Here is a 24,484-nt window from a genome sequence, read left to right on the forward strand (position 1 = left end):
CCGGACCGCCGCGAATAAAGGCGCTGCGGTATATCAGACACACCGCGCTGTCCTTGTTCGCGGCGGTCCGGCGCTCCGGTAAATCCGCTCCCACATCTATCAAAAGGTTTGTCAGTACCACCGCGCCTCGCCCGCCGGGCGTTTCTTGAAGCGCTTCATGCTCCACATGTACTGGCTCGGATAAGCCCGCACATATTTCTCGATCACCTGGCTCATGGCCGCGACGCTGGTTTCGGTGTCGGTGCTGTACATGGCTTCAGGCGCCGCCTCCAGAATTACCTTGAACCCCGAGCCATCCGGCAAGCGCAAGGCATGCAGGAACACCCCGACCGCCTTGCCGCCTGCCAGCATGTTCGGCACAAACTTGCTGGTCAGCGCCTGGGTGGCGAAGAACGGCACGAAGATACCCGCTGATTCGGCCGGTTCAGGGTCAGCCGGAATCCCCACCTGACCGCCTTTGCGCACTTCCTTGATGATGCTCAGGATGCCTTCCTTGGTGGAGGCGGCGACCCGGTTACCCAGCTGTACGCGTTGCTCGCGCAGCAGATCATCCACCGCCTTGAGCTTGGGCGGACGATAGAAAATGATCGGATTGCACTGGTTGCAATAGAAGTGATTGAGCACTTCCCAGTTGCCCAGGTGGCTGGTGATACCGACAACCCCCTTGCCTGACGCCAGTGCATCCTTGAGCACGTCCAGCCCCTCGACTTCGCGGACCAGGTCCAGCGAGCGCTGCGCCGGCCAGATCCAGGCACAGGCGCTTTCGGTCAGGGATTTGCCAATGTCCATGAGGGTACGACCGACCAACTGTTCACGGGCCACCGGGTCCATCTCGGGGAAACACTTGGCGAGGTTCACCCGCACCACTTCGCGGGAGCTGTTGGGCAGCTTCCACATCAACCAGCCAATGGCTGAACCGACACGTTGCACGGCGCACCACGGCAACAGGGCGAACAACCGCAAAGCGCCTACCATCAAGGCGCCCTTGAACTTATCCACAGGCCACTCCTATGTCTGCAAGCCGGGTATTGTAACCATCAGCGGGCCAGTATGGCGTAGCGATCACAATCGGTTGTGTGGTCCATGACCATCCCCGAAGCTTGCATGAAGGCGTAGCAGATAGTCGGCCCGACAAAGGTGAAACCCGCCTTTTTCAAGACTTTGCTCATGGCTTGCGCCTCCGGCGTCACCGCCGGCACCTCGCCCCTCTGACTGAAATGGTTGATTTTTGGCAGTCCGCCGACAAATGACCACAGCAGTTCGACCGGGTTGGCCTGGGTCAGCCAGGCCTTGGCATTGATGCGCGCCGCGTTGAGCTTGAGGCGGTTGCGAATGATGCCCGGGTCGAGCATGCGTTCCTCGATCTCTTCGTCGGTCATGACCGCCAATCGCTTGGGGTCGAAGCCGAACATGACCTTGCGGTAGTGCTCGCGCTTCTTCAGCACCGTTATCCACGAGAGCCCGGCCTGGAAGCCTTCAAGCAGCAACAGTTCGAACAACCGCCTGCTGTCACGCAGCGGCACACCCCACTCCTGATCGTGGTAAGCCTGGTACAGCGGATCGTCGTTACACCAAAAGCAGCGCGGCATAAAGCTCCAAGGGTAGAGGCGCGGACGAATCGGGTTATACTCCCGCTCTTTATATTCGCAGCCCTAGAAACAGGTGAATTTCGTGAGCCAGCCTACGCCAGCCGTGCGTACCTTCCAAGACTTGATCCTCGCCCTGCAACAATACTGGGCCGAGCAAGGTTGTGTGGTGCTTCAGCCCTACGATATGGAAGTAGGCGCCGGCACTTTCCATACCGCCACGTTTCTGCGGGCCATCGGCCCGGAAAACTGGAACGCCGCTTATGTGCAGCCCAGCCGTCGTCCGGCTGACGGCCGCTACGGCGAAAACCCCAACCGTCTGCAGCATTACTACCAGTTCCAGGTGGTGCTCAAGCCGAACCCGGAGAACTTCCAGGAGTTGTACCTGGGGTCGCTCAAGCACATCGGCCTGGACCCGCTGGTCCACGACATTCGTTTCGTCGAAGACAACTGGGAATCGCCGACCCTGGGCGCCTGGGGTCTGGGCTGGGAAATCTGGCTCAACGGCATGGAAGTCACTCAGTTCACCTACTTCCAGCAAGTGGGCGGCATCGAGTGCTACCCGGTTACCGGCGAAATCACCTACGGCCTCGAGCGCCTGGCGATGTACCTGCAGGGCGTTGACTCGGTCTACGACCTGGTCTGGACCGACGGCCCGTTCGGCAAAGTGACGTACGGCGATGTGTTCCACCAGAACGAAGTGGAGCAATCGACCTACAACTTCGAGCACGCCAACGTCGAGAAGCTGTTCGAACTGTTCGACTTCTATGAAAGCGAAGCCAACCGCCTGATCGAGCTGGAGCTGCCGCTGCCGACCTATGAAATGGTTCTCAAGGCGTCGCACACCTTTAACCTGCTCGATGCCCGTCGCGCTATCTCGGTAACCGAGCGCCAGCGCTACATTCTGCGCGTGCGGACCTTGGCCCGTGCGGTCGCTCAAAGCTATCTGAATGCTCGCGCCAAGCTGGGCTTCCCGATGGCATCCCCTGATCTGCGTGATGAAGTGTTGGCTAAGCTGGAGGCTGCACAATGAGTGCTCAAGATTTCCTGGTTGAACTGGGCACCGAAGAACTGCCACCCAAGGCCCTGAACACCCTGGGCGATGCGTTCCTGGCCGGTATCGAAAAAGGCCTGCAGGCCGCTGGCCTGAACTACGCCGCCAAGCGTGTGTTTGCCGCGCCGCGCCGTCTGGCCGTGCTGATCAGCCAACTTGACAGCCAGCAGCCTGACCGCAGCATCAACCTCGACGGCCCGCCTCGCCAGGCCGCATTCGATGCGGAAGGCAATCCGACTCAAGCAGCCCTGGGCTTCGCCAAGAAATGTGGCGTGGACCTGGCTGAAATCGATCAAAGCGGCCCGAAACTGCGATTCTCCCAGCGTATCGTCGGCAAGCCGACCGCCAGCCTCTTGCCGACCATCGTCGAAGACTCGCTCAACGACCTGCCGATTCCCAAGCGCATGCGCTGGGGTGCTCGCAAGGAAGAGTTCGTGCGTCCGACCCAATGGCTGGTCATGCTGCTGGGTGACCAGGTCATCGACTGCACCATCCTTGCGCAAAAAGCCGGTCGCGATTCGCGCGGCCACCGCTTCCATTACCCGGAAAGCGTGCGCATCAGCTCACCGGCCACCTATCAGGAAGACCTGCGCAACGCCTATGTGCTAGCCGACTTCGCCGAACGCCGCGAGCTGATCAGCAAGCGCACTGCGGAACTGGCCATGCAGCAGGAAGGCACCGCCATCGTCCCGGAAAACCTGCTGGACGAAGTGACTGCCCTGGTCGAATGGCCAGTGCCACTGGTCTGCTCGTTCGAAGAGCGGTTCCTTGAAGTGCCCCAGGAAGCCCTGATCACCACCATGCAGGACAACCAGAAGTATTTCTGCCTGCTGGACGTCGACGGCAAGTTGCTGCCGCGCTTCATCACCGTCGCCAACGTCGAGAGCAAAGACCCGTCGCAGATCACTCTGGGCAACGAAAAAGTCGTGCGCCCGCGCCTGACCGACGCCGAATTCTTCTTCAAGCAAGACAAGAAGCAGAAACTCGAAAGCTTCAACCAGCGTCTGCAAAACGTCGTGTTCCAGGCCCAACTGGGCAGCGTCTACGACAAGGCGGAGCGTGTGTCGAAACTGGCCGCCTTCATTGCCCAGCGCATTGGCGGCGATGCCCAGCGCGCTGCTCGCGCAGGCCTGCTGTCCAAATGCGACCTGGCCACCGAGATGGTCGGCGAGTTCCCGGAGATGCAAGGTGTTGCCGGCTACTATTACGCCCTCAACGACGGCGAGCCGGACGATGTGGCACTGGCGCTGAACGAGCAGTACATGCCGCGCGGTGCTGGCGCTGAACTGCCGACCACCCTGACCGGTGCGGCCGTGGCCATCGCCGACAAGCTCGACACCCTGGTCGGTATCTTCGGTATCGGCATGCTGCCAACCGGCAGCAAAGACCCGTATGCCCTGCGTCGCGCGGCACTGGGTATCCTGCGGATCCTGATCGAGAAAAAACTCGACCTGGACCTGGCGCCTGCCGTGGTTTTTGCCGTCAATCAGTTTGGCGACAAGATCAAACCAGCCGGCCTGGCCGAGCAAGTCATGGAATTCGTGTTCGACCGCCTGCGTGCGCGCTACGAAGACGAAGGCATCGACATGGCCACTTACCTGTCGGTTCGTGCCCTGCAACCTGGCTCCGCACTGGACTTCGACCAACGCGTACAAGCCGTTCAGGCCTTCCGCCAGCTGCCTGAGGCTGCTGCCCTGGCTGCCGTGAACAAGCGTGTATCGAACCTGTTGAGCAAGGTCGAAGGCACCATCGCTACCACCGTCGAACCCAAGTATTTCGACAACGCCAATGAGTTCTCCCTGTATTCGGCGATCCAGCAAGCCGACCACGCTATCCAGCCAATGGCGGCTGCCCGTCAATACAGCGAGTCGCTGGCACGCCTGGCCGCCCTGCGCGAACCTGTCGACGCGTTCTTCGAAGCGGTGATGGTCAATGCCGAAGATGCCAACGTGCGCGCCAACCGCTACGCCTTGCTGACCCGCCTGCGCGGGTTGTTCCTGGGCGTTGCCGACATCTCGCTGCTGGGGTAAGTCTTGAAACTGCTGATACTCGATCGGGACGGGGTGATCAACGAAGACTCCGACGCTTACATCAAGTCGGTGGATGAATGGATTCCCATCCCGGGCTCGATCGACGCCATCGCGCAGTTGAGCAAGGCCGGCTGGACGGTAGCGGTGGCTACCAACCAGTCCGGTATTGCTCGCGGCTACTACGACCTGGCCACCCTTGAAGCCATGCATACCCGCTTGCGGGAACTGGTGGCGGAGCAGGGTGGCGAGGTTGGCAAGATCGTCTATTGCCCCCATGGCCCCGATGAGGGCTGCAATTGCCGCAAGCCATTACCCGGCATGCTCAAGACCATCGCTGACCATTATGGCGTGGATCTGGCCGGTTTATGGTTTGTCGGCGATAGTATGGGTGACTTGGAAGCCGCGGTGGCCGTCGATTCACAGCCTGTTCTGGTGAAAACCGGCAAAGGCAGCAAGACGCTTGGCAAGACCTTGCCAGCCAATACCCTGATTTTCGAGGATCTGGCCGCTGTCGCCAGAGCGCTTATCCACACATAAGGCGCTTCGATTTCTGACCCGGCCGACCGGTGCGACATACTTCGCACGGTGGGCCATCCGTCGTTATTCGTGCGCTCCACGCAGGCGGGCGAGCCCGCAATGGTAAATGCCACTATGTCGATCGTGCAGGCCATCAGGATCTTTGTCTTTTACCTGCTGCTGGGCACCAGTGCTTTTCTGTGGTGCACCCTGAGCTTTTTCGTGGCGCCGTTTTTGCCCTTCCGCGCCCGCTATCGATTCATCAACGTGTTCTGGTGTCGCTTTGTGCTGGTGCTGGTTCGGGTGTTTCTCAATATCCGGGTCAAGGTCACGGGTGCCGAGAACGTTCCACAGCAGCCCTGTGTGATTCTGTCCAATCACCAGAGCACTTGGGAAACCTTCTTTCTCTCGGCCTATTTCCAGCCGCTGAGCCAGGTGCTCAAGCGTGAGCTGCTCTACGTGCCGTTTTTCGGCTGGGCCATGGCGATGCTGCGGCCTATCGCAATTGATCGCGGCAACCCGAAGGCAGCCCTCAAGCAAGTCGCCGCCAAAGGCGATGAGCTGCTCCGGAATAAAGTCTGGGTGCTGATTTTCCCCGAAGGGACGCGTGTGCCATTTGGCAAGATCGGCAAGTTTTCGCGCAGCGGTGCTGCGTTGGCGGTAAACGCAGAGCTGCCAATCCTGCCGATTGCCCACAACGCCGGTAAATACTGGCCAAAAGAAGGCTGGGGTAAAAAGCCCGGCACGATCGAGGTGGTCATTGGCGCGCCAATGCACCCACAAGGGACGGGGCCACGGGCCATTGTGGAGCTCAATGATCGCTTTGCCGCCTGGAACGAGCAGGCGCAGCGCGACATGGGCTCCTTGCCGCAAACACCGCAAACCGAACAGCAGATCGTGGCCTGACGATCTGTGGATAACTTGTGTACAGTATTTTCACAAAGCCAGAAAAAATCTCGTAAGTGACTAATTTAATTGCTTATTTCTACACATGAACGGCACATGACAAAGGTGCATAAGTTTTTTCGGCGCTAACAGAAACCGGCCTAATAGCCGGTTTCTTTTTGCCTGCGAAAAACTCCCCGAGGGCTTTCAGCTGTGTACTTCGTCAATATCGACGTCCTTGGTTTCCTTCAGACAAAACAACCCCACGATCAGACTGACGCCGGTGATCAACACCGGGTACCAGAGCCCATAGAAGATATCGCCGGTGTACACCACCAAGGCAAAGGACACTGTGGGCAGGAAGCCGCCAAACCAACCATTGCCGATATGGTAGGGCAGCGACATCGAGGTGTAGCGGATGCGGGTAGGGAACAATTCCACCATCACCGCCGCAAGGGGGCCGTAAGTCATGGTCGCGATCAGGATCATGGCAACGATCAATATCACCACCATCGGCTGGTTTACGCTGCTGGAATCCGCCTTGGCCGGGTAGCCAGCGGTGTCGATGGCACTGCGCAGCGCAGCTTCGTCAAAGCCCTTGATCTGCTGTTCGCCCACCGATACCACCACGTCGCTGCCTGGCGCCGAGGCTTGTGAGCTGTACGGTAAGCCCTGTTTGACCAGGAAGGTTTTGACCTTGTCGCAAGGGCTGTCGAAGCGTGCTTTACCCACAGGGTCGAACTGGAAGGTGCAGCTGGCCGGGTCGGCCATCACCACGATAGGGGACTGGCGACTGGCCGCGTCGATCTGCGGGTTCGCGTAATGACTCAGCGCCTTGAACAGCGGGAAGTAGAGAAGTGTGGCCAACAACAGCCCAGTCATGATGATCGGCTTACGGCCGATACGGTCCGAAAGCCAGCCGAAAAACACGAAGAAGGGAGCGCCGATCACCACGCTGATGATCAGCAGCGTATTGGCCAGTGCCGGGTCCATCTTGAGCATCTGGGTCATGAAGAACAGCACATAGAACTGCGCGGTGTAGAAGGTCACCGCCTGGCCTGCGTTGATGCTGAACAAGGCTGTCAGCACAATCTTCAAGTTTGGCCAGACCAAAAAGGAATCACGAATCGGTGACTTGCAGATCTTGCCCTGGGCTTTCATTTTCACGAATGCCGGCGACTCATGCATGCTCATGCGAATCCAGGTGGAAATCGCCAACAACACAATCGACAACAGAAATGGCAGTCGCCAGCCCCAGGTCTCGAATTGATCACCGCTGATGTAGCGGCTGGCAAGCACTACCAGCAAGGACAAGAGCAAGCCCAACGTGGCGGTGGATTGAATCCAGCCGGTATGAAAGCCGCGTTTACCGGGCGGCGCGTGTTCCGCTACATAGGTCGCCGCGCCACCGTATTCCCCGCCCAGCGCCAGGCCCTGCAACATGCGCAGAATCACCAGGATGATCGGCGCGGCGATGCCGATACTGGCATAAGTCGGCAGCAACCCGACCGCAAATGTCGACAAGCCCATCAGCACAATGGTGATCAGAAACGTGTACTTGCGACCGATCATGTCGCCGAGCCGACCGAACACCAAGGCCCCGAACGGCCGCACCAGAAAGCCCGCGGCAAACGCCATCAATGCAAAGATGAATGCTGTGGTGTCGTTAACCCCGGCAAAGAACTGCTTGCTGATAACAGCAGCCAGGGCCCCGTAAAGAAAAAAGTCATACCACTCGAACACCGTCCCGAGCGATGACGCGAAGATGATCTTGCGTTCTTCCTTACCCGCGCTGGCAGCCTTCGCTGCGCCTTGTTCCTGCACATAGTCCGACATAGGTGTTGTCCTCGGCCTTGAGGCCCCAGTGATTATTCTTTTTGTTCCACTGTCCACACCGGCGGACCACTGCCGGCGCATGCATATCGATCAAGGGGTGGTCAGGGATTCTCCTTCAGGAATGAACTGTGAGCGGAGGAGGGCGTCGCGTTCAGCCAGAATCAGCTGAGCTGCCTTTTCGGCAATCATGACGGTGGGGGAACAGGTATTACCGGAGACGATCTGCGGCATGATCGAGGCGTCTGCCACGCGCAAACCCTGGACACCGTGCACACGCAGAGCAGCATCGACCACGTCGTCCGCTCCATTCCCCATCCGGCAGGTCCCGACCGGGTGGAAAATCGTGGTGCCGATTTTTCCGGCAGCTTCCTGCAATTGTTCTTCCGTTTGCAGTTCAGGGCCGGGCAAATATTCCTGCGGTGCGAAAGGTCGCAATGCCGCAGAGCTAACAATGGTTCGGGTGAGCCGAATTGCTTGCGCGGCCACTTTCAGATCCTGTGGATGGCTCAGGTAATTGGGATCAATCACAGGCGCTTGGGCAAGTTCCTTTGAAGCGATATCCACACGCCCGCGACTCATCGGGCGCAGGTTGCAGACCGATGCCGTGAATGCGGCAAACCGATGCAAGGGCTCACCGAATCGCTCAAGGGACAGGGGCTGAACGTGGTATTGCAGATTCGCCGAGGGCTGCTCCGGGTCGGATTTCACGAAGGCACCCAGTTGGCTGGGCGCCATCGCCAGCGGCCCGCTGCGGTCATAAAGGTAACGCAGCCCCATGCCCATCTTGCCCCAGGGACTGTTGGCGACTTGATTGAGGGTTCGGGTGTTGCTGACTTGATAGATCAGGCGCAGCTGCAAATGGTCCTGCAGGTTTCCACCCACACCAGGCAGCTCATGCAGGACGGGAATGCCCAAGCGCTCCAGAAGTGGGCGAGGCCCGATTCCGGATCGCTGCAAAATGGCGGGCGAGCCTATGGCACCTGCGCACAGAATGATTTCTCGGCGGGCCCTGAAGAGCTCGTCACGGTCCTGCCAGCGCCCATTGACTGCCGCAGCACGGCCGTTTTCGAATACGACGCGCTGTGCGTCCACACCGGTCAGCACCGTGAGGTTGGGCCGTTTGAGCACTGGTCGTAGAAAGGCCTTGGTGGCATTCCAGCGAATCCCCGAGCGCTGGTTGACCTGGAAATATCCACAGCCTTCATTACTACCTGTGTTGAAGTCATCAACGCTGGCAATTCCATACTGAGCAGCCGCTTCTCTGAAGGCATCGAGAATTGGCCATGCATAGCGTTGGCGCTCGACCCGCCACTCACCCTCGCTGCCGTGCCAATCAGTACCGCCGGCAAAATGCAGTTCGCTGCGCTTGAACAGCGGTAGCACATCTTTCCAGGCCCAACCCGGGTTCCCTTGCGCTGCCCAACGATCGTAGTCACCGGCCTGGCCACGCATATAGATCATGCCGTTGATCGATGAACTGCCACCGAGCACCTTGCCCCGTGGATAACTCAGCGCGCGACCTTGCAGACCGGGTTGCGCCTCGGTCTTGTAGCACCAGTCGGTTCGGGGGTTTCCAATGCAGAAAAGATAGCCCACTGGAATGTGAATCCAGGGGTAGTTGTCCTGGCCGCCCGCTTCGAGCAGCAGCACCTGTTGGGTCGGATCGGCAGACAAGCGATTGGCCAGCAGGCACCCGGCAGGACCGGCGCCGACAATCACATAGTCATACGTGCGCAGGGCAGACGACATTCATCACCTCACACCGATTTTTATTCTTGTCCCTGTCCATGTTATTGATTAGTTTCGAGATGAAAACGTTAGATTTCACCCAACTGCTGTGCGTTTTAGCACAACGCCCGTGATCGCCGGATTCACAAGGATAAGCAGCATGTTCGACTGGAACGATCTTCGGTTTTTTCTCGAGCTGCAGCGCAGCGGCCGCCTGCTCACCGCAGCCAAACGCCTGAACACCACTCACAGCACGGTGGCCCGGCATATAGAGTCCATCGAACAGTGCCTGGGCACCGCCTTGTTCGTCCAGCAGGCCCAGGGTTACGAACTGACACCCTCCGGGCAAGCGTTGCTCAAACATGCCGAGGCCATGGAAAACGTCGCCTTGCTGGCACAAGAAGAGATCACTCAGGCCATCACCCCTCTGGGCAAGATCAGGCTAGGTGTCACTGAAGGCATCGGCATCATGTTTTTCACGCCTCGGCTGGGCGGTCTGTTTGAGCGCTACCCGGGGCTCGAAGTGGAGCTGGTGGCAGTGCCGCGTTTTGTCAGCATCCTCAACCGCGAGGCCGAAATCAGCATCCACCTGGAGCGCCCCAACGCCGACCTGTTGATAACCCGAAAGCTGACCGATTACCGTCTCGCTCTCTACGCGAGCCCTGCCTACCTTGCCCAGGCACCGACCCTCAACTGCCGCGAAGACTTGGCGCACCACAATTGGATCGGTTACGTCGACGACTTGCTATTCAGCCAGGAACTGCTATTTCTCAACAGCTTCTGCCGCTCGCCGAATGTGGTGTTCCGCAGCACCAGCGTGATCGCCCAGCAGCAAGCGGCCAGAGCCGGACTCGGGATTGCAGTGCTGCCCAATTACATGGCCAGCCAGGACCCGGAACTGGTGAGGGTTATGCCAAGCGAAACCATCCAGCGCAGTTATTGGATTTGCACGCGGCGGGAACTGCACAAGTCGGTGCGGTTGCGGGTGGTGTGGGATTACTTGCTGACGTTGTGTGCGGGGGAGCAGGGGGCGTTGTTGGCGGAATAGAAAACCCACCTTTCGATATTGAGATGAATGGAGAACGGCGTGGGAGTAAAGCGCGCCCCCACATTAAGTGTACTGCTCGGTTTCGGGGTAGCCCCTATAGCAATTCCATCGACTCCGATCCATCCACAATCCGATAGCCCATCGCTCTATAACCCACCTGACGCTTTCCCCACATCCTGAGTAAAGCGGCATGCCCAACGTCAACAAAGTCGATGACTTTTACATCGGCTTTGTCCGCATGCTCTCGATGCAAGCGGCCAGCGTATTGCTGGAGTATCCCCTTCCATGAAATCGGCATCGCCAGAACCAAGGTGTCCAGTGGTGGATGATCGAAACCTTCACCCACCAGTTTTCCGGTCGCCAGCAGTACACGCGGCGCGTTAGAGGGAAGTGACTCAAGCTCGCTCATACGTTCAATGCGCTGTTTTTTTGGCACACGTCCATGGAGTATGAACAGGTTCTGTACCCGCCCTTTCAATTCGGCTTCCAAGCCATCCAGGTGTTCAGTCCGTTCGGTGAGCACCAGAATTTTCCTGCCTTGCCTGAATGCCATTTCAACTTCAGAAGCTATTTTGGCGGTCCGCGCCGGATCATCGGCAAGATGTCGGAACACCTCCTGAATGCCCGAACCTTCTACAACCACTATCGGCCTGGAAAGCAATCGAGGTATTACAGACAAATCGTGAGGTGCGCTTTCTGGCCTCGCCGCAGAATGCCGGATCGGCCCGCATTGCATAAAGATGATGGGCTGTTGCCCATCCCGGCGCACCGGCGTGGCAGTCAATCCCATCACATACCTGGCAGCGGCACTCCTCAAAATCGCTTCAAACGAGAATGCTGGCAGGTGATGGCATTCATCAACAATGATTTGGCCGTACTCCTTCACCTTATCGCTGACGTTGCCTTGTCGCGATAACGACTGCATAACGGCAATATCGATAATGCCGGTAGGCTTGGATTTACCACCACCAATGGTGCCAATGACACCTTTGCCAACCCCGAGAAAAGCCTGCAGTCGCTCTTGCCATTGGAGCAATAACTCAGTGCGGTGCACGAGTACGAGCGTGTTAACCCCACGTGTAGCTATCAAGGCGGCTGCACTCACTGTTTTCCCGAATGCCGTCGGGGCGCAGAGAATCCCGCAATCGTGTTTGAGCATTTCGTTAATCGCCACTTTCTGATCATCACGTAATGTCCCCAGAAAGCTCACATCAATGGACTTCCCAACAAAACGCTCATCTTGGAAGAGTGGGCTGATCCCGTTCTCTTCCAAAATCTGTAAAGCGGCGTCGAGGCATCCACGGGGAAGGGCGATATGTTGGGCAAAGTTTTCTGCGCAGCCGATGATTCTCGGTTTATTCCATACCGATAGGCGCATCGCCTGCGCTTTGTAGAATTCAGGATTTTGAAATGCAGCCAGCCTGATCAACTTGTTCGCCAAAGGCTGTGGAAGCTCTGACTTTTCAAAATAGATCAGGTTAGCCAGTGTGATTTTCAGGGTACGAGGCAAGGGGCAAGTCAATTTCCGTGATTCTGACTGACGACGCTTCCAGGGCTCCGCATCGCTCTCATCTTCGGCAAAAGTGACATCCAACGGATCTCGATTGCCTATGGCCAGGACAATGGCCGACTCAATATTCTCGGGTTGCATCCGCTGAACAGAGGCCAGAAAACCCCATTGATCTGGATAAGGCTCAAGGGAGTCATCAACAAAAACACTTCTGCTTTGAGCCCTTGCCCGCTTCTGTAGGGGAAGGGCAATCAGGTTTCCAAAACCGCCCTTGGGCATGTTGTCCTGATTGGGAAACAGTCGATCATAGGAGGTAAGGGCCAATTGTCGGGTTCGCTCACAGGCATGACTAATGATCGCAGCACCCAGTCGACGAGCGTTGTATGCCGGAACACTTCGCTCGAAGAAAATCCAACCATGAGCTCCATTCCCGGATCGGGAAATCTCCAGTGCCGCAGGAATATTCAGCTCGCGGCAAGACTGTATAAAAGCGAGAGCATCATCACGCCACTCAGCTTCATCGAAATCGACAGCGAGAAAATAGCAGGTGTCATCAGGCATCAGTGGATAGATACCGATCACTACGTCACCCGCCAAGTGTCGATAAATCACATCATCGGTCAGCGCTAGTAATTGGCGGTTACCGCAATCACCACATTTGATGCGCGGCTTGTCGCAAACACCTGGCCGCCATTCATTCGCACAGGCAGGTGCGTATCCCGATTTGCCACTCTTGCTTTCCCAGCGTAAGGGATAGACGTCGGCCCTTCCGCGAAACAATCGTCTGTACAGAGCAATCTTGTCGTCGGTGCCTAGCGTCGTTGCTGGTTCCACCGTCCGGAGGGGGATTTTGTCCGTCTGCGCAGGTAAAGCCCAGTCGATACCGTGAGCCTCAAGCAACGCGATCAGCCGCGCGTTTTCCGCTTGTAATTTCGCCAGGAGGTTGGCGTCTGTCACAGGTTACGTCCTCGTCACTCAACAATTCTGGATGTATTTCTCGCTCGCACAAAAAAGGCCAACGCTTTTACACGTTGGCCTTTAAAAGGCTTCCAGTAAATCTTTTTGTGAAAGCTCTCATGCGGATTGAGAGCTCTCAGCGCATCAGAAGTCCAGGTTAGACACCGCCAAGGCGTTGCTTTCGATGAACTCCCGACGCGGTTCAACCGCGTCACCCATCAGGGTGTTGAAGATCTGGTCAGCAGCGATCGCATCTTCAATGGTGACTTTCAGCATGCGGCGCACGGTCGGGTCCATGGTGGTTTCCCACAGCTGATCCGGGTTCATTTCACCCAGACCTTTATATCGCTGGATGGTGTGGCGCTTGGTGCTTTCAGCCATCAGCCACTCAAGGGCTTCCTTGAATTCCGAGACGGCTTTCTTGCGCTCGCCACGCTGTACGTACGCGCCTTCTTCCAGCAACGAGGTCAGCTGCGCGCCCAACGCGGTAACGGTCTTGTAGTCGTTGCTACCAAAGAAGTCACGGTTGAAGGTCACGTAGTTGGCCAAGCCATGGGAGGTGATTTCCACTTCCGGCAGCCAGACGTTACGTTCGCGGTCTTCGCGCAGGCTGGCCTTGTACACCAGGCCAGACTTCTCGGTAACCCGCAGACGCTCGTCGAACTTGGCCAGCCATGCTTGCATGCCAGCATGATCCGACAGCTGGTCCAGCGAAATGGCCGGCAGGTAAACGAAGTGCTCGGTCAGTTCCTGAGGGTACAGGCGCGACAGACGCTTGAGGGTCTTCATGACCATACGGAATTCGTTGACCAGACGCTCCAGTGCCTCACCGGAAATACCCGGTGCGGACTCGCCCAGGTGCAGGGTCGCATCTTCGAGGGCCGACTGGGTCATGTACTCTTCCATGGCCTCGTCGTCTTTGATGTACTGCTCTTGCTTGCCTTTCTTGACCTTGTACAGCGGTGGCTGAGCGATGTAGATGTACCCACGCTCGACCAGTTCAGGCAACTGACGGAAGAAGAAGGTCAGCAGCAAGGTACGGATGTGCGAACCGTCGACGTCAGCATCGGTCATGATGATGATGTTGTGGTAGCGCAGTTTGTCGATGTTGTATTCCTCGCGCCCGATCCCGCAACCCAGCGCGGTGATCAAGGTGCCGACTTCCTGCGAGGAAATCATCTTGTCGAAGCGGGCTTTCTCGACGTTGAGGATCTTGCCCTTGAGCGGCAGGATCGCCTGAGTCTTGCGGTTACGGCCCTGCTTGGCAGAACCACCCGCGGAGTCACCCTCCACCAGGTACAGTTCGGAAAGGGCAGGGTCCTTCTCCTGGCAGTCAGCCAGTTTGCCCGGCAGGCCGGCGATATCCAGCGCACCTTTGCGGCGAGTCATTTCCCGTGCTTTACGGGCAGCCTCACGAGCACGGGCAGCGTCGATCATCTTGCCGACGACGGCTTTGGCTTCGTTTGGGTTTTCCAGCAGGAAGTCGGAGAAGTACTTACCCATCTCCTGTTCGACCGCGGTCTTCACTTCAGACGAGACCAGCTTGTCTTTGGTCTGCGAACTGAACTTAGGATCAGGCACCTTGACCGAGATGATTGCGGTCAGGCCTTCACGGGCATCGTCACCGGTAGTGGCGACCTTGTTCTTTTTCGCCAGACCTTCCTGCTCAATGTAGTTGTTCAGGTTACGGGTCAGGGCCGAACGGAAGCCCACGAGGTGGGTACCACCGTCACGCTGCGGAATGTTGTTGGTGAAGCACAACAGGTTCTCGTTGAAGCTGTCGTTCCACTGCAAGGCGATTTCGACGCCGACACCATCGTCGCGCTGAACATTGAAGTGGAAAACCTGGTTAACCGGCGTCTTGTTGGTATTCAAGTATTCAACGAACGCACGAAGGCCGCCTTCGTAACGGAAGGCCTCTTCCTTGCCGGAGCGCTCATCCTTGAGGACGATGCCGACACCTGAGTTCAGGAAGGACAGTTCACGAATACGCTTTGCCAGGATGTCCCAGCTGAAGTGAATGTTCTTGAAGGTTTCGTCGGAAGGTTTGAAGTGGATCTGGGTGCCGGTGGTTTCGCTCTCACCGACGATTTTCATCGGCGCTTGAGGCACGCCGTGAACGTAGGTTTGCTCCCAGATTTTGCCACTACGACGTACGGTCAGCACCAAGGTCTCGGACAGTGCGTTCACAACGGAGACGCCCACACCGTGCAGACCGCCGGATACTTTGTAGGAGTTATCGTCGAACTTACCGCCTGCGTGCAAGACAGTCATGATGACTTCTGCTGCAGATACGCCTTCTTCTTTGTGGACATCAACAGGAATGCCACGACCGTTGTCGCGAACGGTGATGGATTCATCTGGATGGATGATGACGGTGATGTCATCGCAGTGACCGGCCAGTGCTTCGTCGATAGAGTTATCGACCACCTCGAACACCATGTGGTGCAGACCGCTACCATCATCGGTGTCGCCAATGTACATACCGGGACGCTTGCGTACGGCATCCAGCCCTTTCAGCACTTTAATGCTGGAGGAGTCGTACGTTTGATTTTCGCTCATGCCTTCACTCCCGATGGTCGTGGGTCTGGGTGATACGGCCCTGTTCCACGTGGAACAGAGCAACCGGCGTTTCCGTGCGCCAGCATTCACTCAACAATTCGTGATCTACGCAGGTGATAAAAACCTGGCAGTGTAATTCTTCCAACAAGCGGCAAAGCGCACTTCGGTGATGCTCGTCCAGCTCGGACGGCAAATCGTCCACCAGATAAATGCACTGCCCGCGCCTCGCTTGGCTGACCAAATGCCCTTGGGCAATACGCAAGGCACATACCACCAGCTTCTGCTGCCCTCGAGAAAGAATCTCTGCAGCGTTGTGGTGGTTCAATCGAAGACGGAGATCGGCGCGCTGTGGACCTGCTTGGGTATGTCCCATTTGCTGGTCCCGCTGTAAAGAAGAGGCGAGCACTTCACCGAGGTCGCGATCCTTGTCCCACCCTCGGTAATAGCTGAGGGTCAAACCCTCCAACTCAAGCAACTCGCTCAGGGTTTGTTCGAAGACAGGCTTCAAGGCTTTTATATAAGCCCGGCGATACTCATCGATTTCGGCACTTGCCAGGCAAAGTTCCCGATCCCATGCCGCTTGCGAAGCAGGGTCAAGTGTACCATGCCGCAGCCATGAGTTCCGCTGCCGCAAAGCCTTCTGTAGGCGCTGCCAAGTGGACATGAAGCGAGGTTCCACGTGGAACACGCCCCAATCAAGGAACTGCCGTCGAATCTTTGGAGCCCCTTCAAGCAGCTTGAAGCTGTCGGGGTTGATCAGCTGTAGTGGCAAAATCTCTGCCAGCTGTGCAGCGCTACGGGCATTTTGTCCGTCGATACGAATGGTGAACTCACCATGGCGGTCGCGGGAAATGCCCAAATTACTGTGCCCACCTTCGCTCAAATCAACTTGCCCAAACACTGTACAGGCCGATTGCTCGTACTGGATAACAGGCAGCAGCCGAGCACTGCGGAACGAGCGTGCCAAACCAAGTAAGTGGATAGCTTCCAAAACACTGGTCTTGCCGCTGCCATTGGCACCGTGAAGGATGTTGATTCGGGGGGAGGGGGAGAAAGTCACCGGGTGCAGATTACGCACCGCGGTGACAGAGACACGACTCAGAGACATTGGATTCTGCTGAGCTGTTACAGACGCATCGGCATGACGACATAAGCCGAATCATCGTTGTCAGACTCTTGCAGCAGTGCACTGCTGTTGGAATCGGACAGGATCAGGCGAACCTGTTCGGTAGTCATCACGCCCAGTACGTCGAGCAAGTAGCTTACGTTGAAGCCGATCTCCAGAGAGCCGCCGTTGTAATCAACGCCCACTTCTTCTTCCGCTTCTTCCTGCTCAGGGTTATTCGCCTGAATCTTCAACTGACCATTGGCCAACTGCAGACGGATGCCGCGGTACTTTTCGTTAGAGAGAATCGCGGTACGGCTGAATGCTTCGCGAAGTGCCTGACGATCACCCAACACCAGCTTGTCACCACCCTTAGGCAGTACACGCTCGTAGTCAGGGAATTTGCCGTCAACCAATTTGGAGGTGAAGGTAAATTCGCCGGTAGTCGCTCGGATATGGTGTTGGCCCAATACGATGCTGACAGTGCCATCCGGCTCGGTCAGCAAGCGCGCCAGCTCCAGAATACCTTTGCGCGGCACAATCACTTGATGACGATCAGTATGAGCGATATCTGCCTTCATCGAGCACATGGCCAAGCGGTGACCGTCTGTAGCCACGGCACGCAGGATGCCAGGGGAAACTTCGAGCAGCATACCGTTGAGGTAGTAACGCACGTCCTGCTGGGCCATGGCGAAGCTTGTGCGCTCGATCAATCGGCGCAGTCTGCTTTGCTCCAGGCTGCAGGTCAGCGAGCCAGGGCCTTCTTCTACAGTCGGAAAATCGTTGGCTGGCAACGTCGACAGGGTGAAGCGGCTACGTCCGGCCTTGACCACCAGCTTCTGCTCATCAAGCTTGATGTCGATCAGTACATCGCTGGGCAGGCTTTTGCAGATGTCCATCAGCTTGCGCGCCGGCACAGTGATCTCGCCCGGCTCCGCGGGTTCTTCCAGCTGAACACGGCCAACCAGTTCGACTTCAAGGTCGGTACCGGTCAGCGACAGTTGCTGGCCCTGCACCACGAGCAGGACGTTGGAGAGTACCGGCAAGGTCTGGCGGCGCTCAACGACGCCTGCGACCAGTTGCAGGGGTTTCAACAGGGCTTCGCGTTGAATGGTGAAATGCATGGTCTAGTCCCTTGCCTTAATAAACTGCGCTGACATTAATCACGTTGTAAGCGTGCGCAGCAGATTCTTGTAGTCCTCGCGGATATCCGCGTCGGATTCCTTGAGTTCGTTGATCTTTCGGCACGCATGCAGAACGGTCGTGTGGTCACGACCACCAAACACATCACCGATTTCCGGCAGGCTGTGGTTGGTCAATTCCTTCGACAAGGCCATGGCGACCTGCCGAGGCCGCGCGACCGAGCGCGAGCGACGCTTGGACAACAAATCGGAAATCTTGATCTTGTAGTACTCAGCGACGGTGCGCTGAATGTTATCCACACTGACCAGTTTGTCTTGTAGCGCCAGCAAGTCCTTGAGCGATTCGCGGATCAATTCGATGGTGATATCGCGGCCCATGAAGTGCGAGTGTGCGATAACCCGCTTGAGCGCACCTTCCAGCTCACGGACATTGGAACGAATCCGTTGGGCAATGAAAAAGGCAGCGTCATGGGGCAACTCGACCTTCGCCTGATCCGCCTTTTTCATCAGAATCGCCACACGGGTCTCAAGTTCCGGCGGCTCGACAGCAACCGTCAGGCCCCAGCCGAAACGCGACTTGAGGCGTTCTTCCAGGCCTTCGATCTCCTTGGGGTAGCGGTCACTGGTAAGAATGACCTGCTGACCACCTTCAAGAAGGGCGTTGAAGGTGTGGAAAAACTCCTCCTGGGAGCGTTCCTTGCGCGCAAAGAACTGAATATCGTCGATCAACAAGGCGTCGACCGACCGATAGAAGCGCTTGAATTCGTTGATGGCGTTCAGTTGCAGCGCCTTGACCATGTCGGCGACAAAACGCTCAGAGTGCAGGTACACCACCTTGGCATTCGGGTTTTTCTTGAGCAGGTGGTTACCCACAGCGTGCATCAAGTGCGTTTTACCCAAGCCGACGCCACCATAAAGGAACAGCGGGTTGTAGCCATGCTTGGGGTTGTCGGCAACCTGCCAGGCAGCGGCACGGGCCAATTGGTTGGATTTACCTTCGACGAAGTTTTCAAAGGTGAAGGTGCGGTTCAGGTAGCTGGTGTGCTTGAGCGCGCCCTCGACCTGGACGGTGCGCTGCTCCGAACGGCTCGGCGCCTGAGTAGCAGCAGCACCTGCCATGGAGTCGAAGCTGTCTCGCGAAGGCTCTTCATCGACTTCGGCGCTTGCGGTGGGCGCTGGCGCGTGGGCAACCGAGGCAGGCTCAGGGGTCGGCGCAGGGGCGACCACCTGGGCTTGAGAAGCGGCTACAGCTGCCGCCAGAGGCGCATTGGGCGCCGCTCGCGGAGCAGAACTGCGTCTGCTGCCTATTAATAAGGAAAGCGCAGGCGTCATGCCATTGCCTTGCTCGCCCAAAAGCTCGAGCAAGCGGCCCATGTATTTCTCGTTGACCCAGTCGAGAACAAAACGGTTGGGTGCGTAGACACGCAACTCGTCGCCTTCGGCTTCGACCTGTAGCGGACGGATCCAGGTGTTGAATTGCTGGGCAGGCAGTTCATCGCGCAGAAGCTCTACGCACTGCTGCCAAAGTTCCACTGACACGGATATCCCCTGAGTTGAAAGCCGGTGAGGCAAAAACAAGCGCCATTGTACCGGTGCGCCACACACTTATCCACATGCAGGTGCAGCCTGAAATCGCATTCACGCACTGTTTTTTAGAATCGGAGGGTGTGAATAAGCCCTGTGGATAACCAGACTTGAGATCTATGCACAACCCTGCGCGAAAATCTGTTGATAACCGCCCTGTGGATAACGCCGCTTTTCATCCACACCTTTTCCGAGGTCACCGCACAGCCCAAGCACCGCTTGTGGACAAGGTTACTATTCTCTGTACAGCCCGTAGAACAAGGCCTGAGGATGGTTATCCACAGCTGGTGTGCCTCCTAAGTTTTATAAGCTTTACAGAAAAGCTTTAAATAATGTCCTTCTTTATTTTTATTTCTAAGCGGTTCACTGATCACCTCGCCCTTGGTCGGACCGTTATGGAGATGTGTGAAGTAAACGTTGGTTGGAAATTGACCTGCGGGCTTGCTTTCTCTAGAATCGCCGGTCTCTTAAAACGGGGGCCATTCCGGCCCGTTGTCGACGAACCAGGTAACACGCCATGAAACGTACTTTCCAACCAAGCACCATCAAGCGCGCCCGCACCCACGGTTTCCGTGCCCGCATGGCCACCAAAAACGGTCGCACCGTCCTGTCGCGTCGTCGCGCCAAGGGCCGTAAGCGTCTGGCAGTTTGATCATTCGGCACAGGTGGTGAGTCAGGACTTCAGTCGGGACAAACGTCTTCTGACACCCCGGCATTTCAAAGCGGTCTTTGACTCTCCTACCGGCAAGGTCCCAGGCAAAAACCTGTTGATCCTTGCGCGCGAAAACGGTCTTGATCATCCCCGCTTGGGGCTTGTTATCGGGAAAAAAAGCGTCAAGCTCTCCGTTCAGCGCAATCGCCTCAAACGCTTGATGCGCGATTCGTTTCGCTGTCACCAGCAATTGTTGGCAGGGTGGGACATCGTCATCGTCGCGCGAAAAGGTTTGGGCGAGATAGAAAACCCAGAATTGCATCAGCACTTCGGCAAGCTCTGGAAGCGCCTTGCACGTAGTCGGCCTGCTCCAGTGGTGAATGCCGAATCTGTAGGGGTAGACAGTCAAGATGCGTAAACTGGCACTCGTTCCGATCCAGTTCTACCGTTACGCCATCAGTCCCCTGATGGCCAGTCACTGTCGTTTCTACCCCAGTTGCTCCTGCTACGCGTATGAAGCCATAGAAAATCATGGTGTTCTGCGCGGCGGCTGGCTTGCTGTTCGCAGGCTAGGTCGCTGTCATCCGTGGAACGCTGGTGGTTTTGACCCGGTTCCTCCTGCTTCAACTCCCCGTACCTCTTCGATAGCCGAGTAATCATGGATATTAAACGCACGATCCTGATCGTCGCCCTGGCAATCGTGTCCTATGTCATGGTTCTGAAATGGAACCAGGACTACGGGCAGGCAGCCCTGCCGACTCAGAATGCTGCTTCCAGCACTACTGCATCCTTGCCGGACACTTCGCTGGGCAACAATGCTTCGGCCACGGCCGACGTTCCGAGTGCCAACCCTGACGCCAGCACCCCAACGCTTGCTCCGGCAGCTGTCAGCAAAGAGCTGATCCGGGTCAAAACCGATGTGCTGGAACTTGCTATCGATCCGAACGGCGGTGACATCGTGCAGCTGATGCTGCCGAAGTACCCACGTCGCCAGGACCATCCGGACATTCCGTTCCAGTTGTTCGACAATGGTAGTGAGCGTACCTACCTGGCTCAAAGCGGTCTGACCGGCGTTAACGGTCCGGATGCTCGTTCGTCGGGTCGCCCTCTGTATGCTGCCGATCAAAAGAGTTTTCAACTGGCTGATGGTCAGGATCAATTGGTTGTTGACCTGAAATTCAGCGAGAACGGCGTCAATTACATCAAGCGTTTCGCGTTCAAGCGTGGTGAATACGATCTGGTCGTCAGCTATCTGATCGATAACCAGAGCCCGCAGGCCTGGAGCGGTAACCTTTTCGCCCAGCTCAAGCGCGACGACAGCTCGGATCCATCGTCCAGCACCGCGACCGGTACGGCCACTTATCTGGGCGCTGCCCTGTGGACAAGTGCCGAGCCGTACAAAAAAGTGTCGATGAAAGATATCGACAAGGGTGGCCTGAAAGAATCGGTTCAGGGTGGCTGGGTAGCCTGGCTGCAGCACTACTTCGTGACGGCGTGGATTCCGCCGTCGGGTGAGAACAACAATGTTCAGGCCCGCAAGGACAGCCAAGGCAACTACATCATCGGTTTTACTGGCCCAGCGCTGAACGTACCGGCTGGCGGCAAGGCTGAAACCAGCGCCACACTGTATGCCGGCCCGAAAATTCAGGCCGAGCTCAAAGAGTTGTCCCCAGGCCTGGAACTGACCATCGATTACGGCATCCTGTGGTTCATCGCCCAGCCGATTTTCTGGCTGCTGCAACATATCCACAGCCTGTTGGGTAACTGGGGCTGGTCGATCATCGTTCTGACCATGTTGATCAAAGGCCTGTTCTTCCCGTTGTCGGCCGCCAGCTACAAGTCGATGGCCCGCATGCGCGCAGTGGCACCGAAACTGGCTGCCCTGAAAGAACAGTTTGGCGATGACCGGCAGAAAATGTCGCAGGCCATGATGGAGCTGTACAAGAAAGAGAAGATCAATCCGCTGGGTGGTTGCTTGCCAATCCTCGTGCAGATGCCGGTTTTCCTGTCCTTGTATTGGGTACTGCTGGAAAGCGTGGAAATGCGTCAGGCGCCATGGATGTTCTACATCACTGACCTGTCGATCAAAGACCCGTTCTTCATCCTGCCGATCATCATGGGCGCGACCATGTTCATCCAGCAGCAGCTGAACCCGACGCCACCGGATCCGATGCAGGCCAAGGTGATGAAGCTGATGCCAATCATCTTCACCTTCTTCTTCCTGTGGTTCCCTGCAGGTCTGGTGCTGTACTGGGTTGTGAACAACTGCCTGTCGATCGCACAGCAGTGGTACATCACTCGCAGCATCGAGTCGGCTGCCAAGAAGGCTGCCGCCTGACAGGTTGATGTTCTAATCTGTGGATAAAACGCCCCCTCGTGGGGCGTTTTGCTATCTGTTGTTTTTACCGAGAGTTACCAAGAGGCCAGGACCATGACTACTTCCCGAGAAACCATCGCGGCAATCGCAACGGCCCAAGGCCGAGGCGGCGTCGGGATCGTGCGTATTTCCGGGCCTCTGGCGAGCCAGGCGGCAAAGCAGATCACCGGGCGCCAGCTGACCCCACGGTATGCCCATTACGGCCCGTTTCGTGACAGTGAAAGCCAGGTGATTGATGAAGGGCTGGCGCTGTACTTCCCGGGTCCGAACTCCTTCACAGGCGAAGATGTGCTGGAGCTGCAAGGGCACGGCGGCCCTGTCGTGCTGGACATGCTGCTGCAACGTTGTCTGGAGCTGGGGTGCCGGTTGGCACGCCCCGGCGAATTCAGCGAGCGCGCGTTTCTCAACGACAAGCTTGACCTGGCACAAGCCGAAGCCATTGCGGACTTGATCGAAGCCAGTTCCGCCCAGGCCGCCCGCAATGCGTTGCGCTCGCTGCAGGGAGCCTTTTCGCAGCGGGTGCATCAGCTTACTGAACAGCTCATTGCCTTGCGGATCTATGTCGAAGCGGCAATCGACTTTCCCGAGGAAGAAATCGACTTTCTCGCCGATGGCCATGTCTTGGGCATGCTCGATCAGGTTCGAGCCGAGTTATCCACCGTGGTGCGCGAAGCTGGCCAAGGCGCGCTGTTACGCGACGGCATGACGGTGGTGATCGCTGGCCGCCCGAACGCCGGCAAATCCAGTTTGCTGAACGTACTGGCGGGGCGTGAAGCCGCCATCGTGACCGATATCGCCGGCACAACCCGGGACATCCTGCGCGAACATATCCACATCGACGGGATGCCGCTGCATGTAGTCGACACCGCGGGCTTGCGCGATACCGAAGATCATGTGGAAAAAATCGGCGTCGAGCGGGCGCTCAAGGCCATTGGCGAGGCTGACCGTGTGTTGCTGGTGGTGGATGCCACCGCGCCCGAGGCCAACGACCCGTTTGCGCTATGGCCCGAGTTCCTGGAGCAGCGCCCGGATCCAGCCAAGGTCACTTTGATTCGTAACAAGGCGGACTTGAGCGGTGAAGCCGTGGGCCTGGTCCAGAGCGAAGATGGTCACGTCACGATTTCACTGAGTGCTAAAACCGCCGATATGGGCCTGGAACTGCTACGCGACCACTTGAAGGCATGCATGGGCTATGAGCAGACGGCCGAGAGCAGCTTCAGTGCTCGCAGGAGGCACCTGGAGGCATTGGCACAAGCCAGCACCTCCCTGGAGCACGGACGCGCTCAGCTGACCCTGGCGGGTGCTGGGGAGTTGCTTGCCGAAGACCTGCGCCTGGCGCAGCAAGCGCTGGGCGAGATCACCGGGGCGTTTAGCTCCGACGACCTGCTCGGGCGGATCTTCTCAAGCTTCTGCATTGGCAAATAGCTGAACGGCCCAGGTGCCGGAGCGGCGATTATCGCGCCGCACCGAGATCAAAGGCCTATCTGATTGACGACACCGGACTGTCGGCGTCCGGTTGTCGCCCGGTAGCAGCGCCCCGCTTCGTTGCAACCTGTTACATAGTTTTGTGGAAAAGCTTCCTGGCTTGATTGGCTTGGCAGTGGATAACCCATTATCCGCTTGATTTTCTGCTCCAAAAAATTGTCCACAGTGTGATATCCACAAAAATAATCGTATAAAAATCAGTAAGTTAAAAATCCTGTCGATCACAAATATCAACAGCTGCCAATTTTTTGCCCACAGTCAATTCGTCCGGTTTTATTGAGTTTGAGCTTCACGGCCAAGCTTATCCACACGTGGATTTCTTCCGCTCTACAACCCTCAATCAATGACCTCCAGCGAATCCGCGGCACTTATCAACAGCTCCAAACTGTTGATTAAGCCCTGTGGAAAACCATTCTTCAGCTCAGTA

19 protein-coding genes are annotated in these 24,484 nt (G+C 57.2%); 10 read left to right on the forward strand and 9 right to left on the reverse strand.

What is annotated here, in order from left to right:
* Positions 1-111: 111 nt before the first annotated feature.
* On the reverse strand, positions 112-999 hold the full coding sequence (locus GUY40_RS19110) for a lysophospholipid acyltransferase (protein ID WP_166570467.1): 888 nt from the start codon (positions 997-999) through the stop codon (positions 112-114).
* A 38-nt stretch (positions 1,000-1,037) separates the two neighbouring features.
* The gene (locus tag GUY40_RS19115) at positions 1,038-1,589 is read right to left on the reverse strand and encodes a DNA-3-methyladenine glycosylase I (protein WP_166570468.1); all 552 of its coding nucleotides are present in this window, start codon (positions 1,587-1,589) and stop codon (positions 1,038-1,040) included.
* A gap of 82 nt (positions 1,590-1,671) precedes the next feature.
* On the opposite strand from GUY40_RS19115, the gene glyQ reads away from it, so the two are divergent.
* The 4 genes from glyQ (at position 1,672) to GUY40_RS19135 (ending at position 6,092) form a co-directional block, all read left to right on the forward strand.
* Entirely contained in the window at positions 1,672-2,619 is a 948-nt protein-coding gene (gene glyQ, locus GUY40_RS19120) for a glycine--tRNA ligase subunit alpha (RefSeq protein ID WP_166570469.1), read from the forward strand.
* Positions 2,616-4,670 (forward strand): glycine--tRNA ligase subunit beta, encoded by a 2,055-nt coding sequence (gene glyS, locus GUY40_RS19125; protein ID WP_166570470.1) that lies wholly within the window; start codon positions 2,616-2,618, stop codon positions 4,668-4,670. Before glyQ ends, glyS begins: the two co-directional genes overlap by 4 nt.
* Before the next feature lie 3 nt (positions 4,671-4,673).
* Positions 4,674-5,207: a D-glycero-beta-D-manno-heptose 1,7-bisphosphate 7-phosphatase gene (gmhB, locus tag GUY40_RS19130; protein WP_166570471.1), complete on the forward strand. Its 534-nt coding sequence runs from the start codon at positions 4,674-4,676 to the stop codon at positions 5,205-5,207.
* Between the two features lie 114 nt (positions 5,208-5,321).
* The gene (locus GUY40_RS19135; protein ID WP_166570520.1) at positions 5,322-6,092 is read left to right on the forward strand and encodes a 1-acyl-sn-glycerol-3-phosphate acyltransferase; all 771 of its coding nucleotides are present in this window, start codon (positions 5,322-5,324) and stop codon (positions 6,090-6,092) included.
* Positions 6,093-6,278: 186 nt separating this feature from the next.
* Here the strand turns inward: GUY40_RS19135 and GUY40_RS19140 are convergent, their stop codons facing one another.
* Both GUY40_RS19140 and GUY40_RS19145 read right to left on the reverse strand, forming a co-directional pair.
* Complete coding sequence (locus GUY40_RS19140; protein ID WP_166570472.1) at positions 6,279-7,907, reverse strand: MFS transporter; 1,629 nt, start codon at positions 7,905-7,907, stop codon at positions 6,279-6,281.
* Between the two features lie 90 nt (positions 7,908-7,997).
* Positions 7,998-9,656 (reverse strand): GMC family oxidoreductase, encoded by a 1,659-nt coding sequence (locus GUY40_RS19145; protein ID WP_166570473.1) that lies wholly within the window; start codon positions 9,654-9,656, stop codon positions 7,998-8,000.
* A gap of 139 nt (positions 9,657-9,795) precedes the next feature.
* Here GUY40_RS19145 and GUY40_RS19150 point away from each other — a divergent pair, with 139 nt between their 5' ends.
* On the forward strand, positions 9,796-10,683 hold the full coding sequence (locus GUY40_RS19150) for a LysR family transcriptional regulator (protein ID WP_166570474.1): 888 nt from the start codon (positions 9,796-9,798) through the stop codon (positions 10,681-10,683).
* Between the two features lie 94 nt (positions 10,684-10,777).
* Here GUY40_RS19150 and GUY40_RS19155 read toward each other — a convergent pair whose 3' ends face one another.
* The 5 genes from GUY40_RS19155 to dnaA form a co-directional block, all read right to left on the reverse strand.
* On the reverse strand, positions 10,778-13,150 hold the full coding sequence (locus tag GUY40_RS19155; protein WP_166570475.1) for a DEAD/DEAH box helicase family protein: 2,373 nt from the start codon (positions 13,148-13,150) through the stop codon (positions 10,778-10,780).
* A gap of 144 nt (positions 13,151-13,294) precedes the next feature.
* The gene (gene gyrB, locus GUY40_RS19160; RefSeq protein ID WP_166570476.1) at positions 13,295-15,712 is read right to left on the reverse strand and encodes a DNA topoisomerase (ATP-hydrolyzing) subunit B; all 2,418 of its coding nucleotides are present in this window, start codon (positions 15,710-15,712) and stop codon (positions 13,295-13,297) included.
* 4 nt (positions 15,713-15,716) lie between these two features.
* On the reverse strand, positions 15,717-16,820 hold the full coding sequence (gene recF, locus GUY40_RS19165) for a DNA replication/repair protein RecF (protein WP_166570477.1): 1,104 nt from the start codon (positions 16,818-16,820) through the stop codon (positions 15,717-15,719).
* Between the two features lie 17 nt (positions 16,821-16,837).
* On the reverse strand, positions 16,838-17,941 hold the full coding sequence (gene dnaN / locus GUY40_RS19170; RefSeq protein WP_166570478.1) for a DNA polymerase III subunit beta: 1,104 nt from the start codon (positions 17,939-17,941) through the stop codon (positions 16,838-16,840).
* A gap of 39 nt (positions 17,942-17,980) precedes the next feature.
* Complete coding sequence (dnaA, locus tag GUY40_RS19175) at positions 17,981-19,498, reverse strand: chromosomal replication initiator protein DnaA (protein WP_166570479.1); 1,518 nt, start codon at positions 19,496-19,498, stop codon at positions 17,981-17,983.
* 562 nt (positions 19,499-20,060) lie between these two features.
* Here dnaA and rpmH point away from each other — a divergent pair.
* From rpmH to mnmE, 5 genes are all read left to right on the forward strand, one after another.
* Complete coding sequence (gene rpmH, locus GUY40_RS19180) at positions 20,061-20,195, forward strand: 50S ribosomal protein L34 (protein WP_043192020.1); 135 nt, start codon at positions 20,061-20,063, stop codon at positions 20,193-20,195.
* Positions 20,196-20,208: 13 nt separating this feature from the next.
* On the forward strand, positions 20,209-20,613 hold the full coding sequence (gene rnpA / locus GUY40_RS19185) for a ribonuclease P protein component (RefSeq protein ID WP_166570480.1): 405 nt from the start codon (positions 20,209-20,211) through the stop codon (positions 20,611-20,613).
* Positions 20,606-20,851, forward strand: a complete 246-nt coding sequence (gene yidD, locus GUY40_RS19190) for a membrane protein insertion efficiency factor YidD (RefSeq protein WP_166570481.1) — start codon at positions 20,606-20,608, stop codon at positions 20,849-20,851. Before rnpA ends, yidD begins: the two co-directional genes overlap by 8 nt.
* A 2-nt stretch (positions 20,852-20,853) precedes the next feature.
* Positions 20,854-22,533 carry a membrane protein insertase YidC gene (yidC, locus tag GUY40_RS19195; protein ID WP_166570482.1) on the forward strand — a complete coding sequence of 560 codons (1,680 nt, stop codon included), beginning with the start codon at positions 20,854-20,856 and terminating at the stop codon, positions 22,531-22,533.
* Positions 22,534-22,626: 93 nt separating this feature from the next.
* Positions 22,627-23,997 (forward strand): tRNA uridine-5-carboxymethylaminomethyl(34) synthesis GTPase MnmE, encoded by a 1,371-nt coding sequence (gene mnmE / locus GUY40_RS19200; protein WP_166570483.1) that lies wholly within the window; start codon positions 22,627-22,629, stop codon positions 23,995-23,997.
* Positions 23,998-24,484: the final 487 nt, after the last annotated feature.

Source organism: Pseudomonas sp. R5(2019) (assembly GCF_009905435.1).
In the GTDB taxonomy this organism is placed as follows: domain Bacteria; phylum Pseudomonadota; class Gammaproteobacteria; order Pseudomonadales; family Pseudomonadaceae; genus Aquipseudomonas.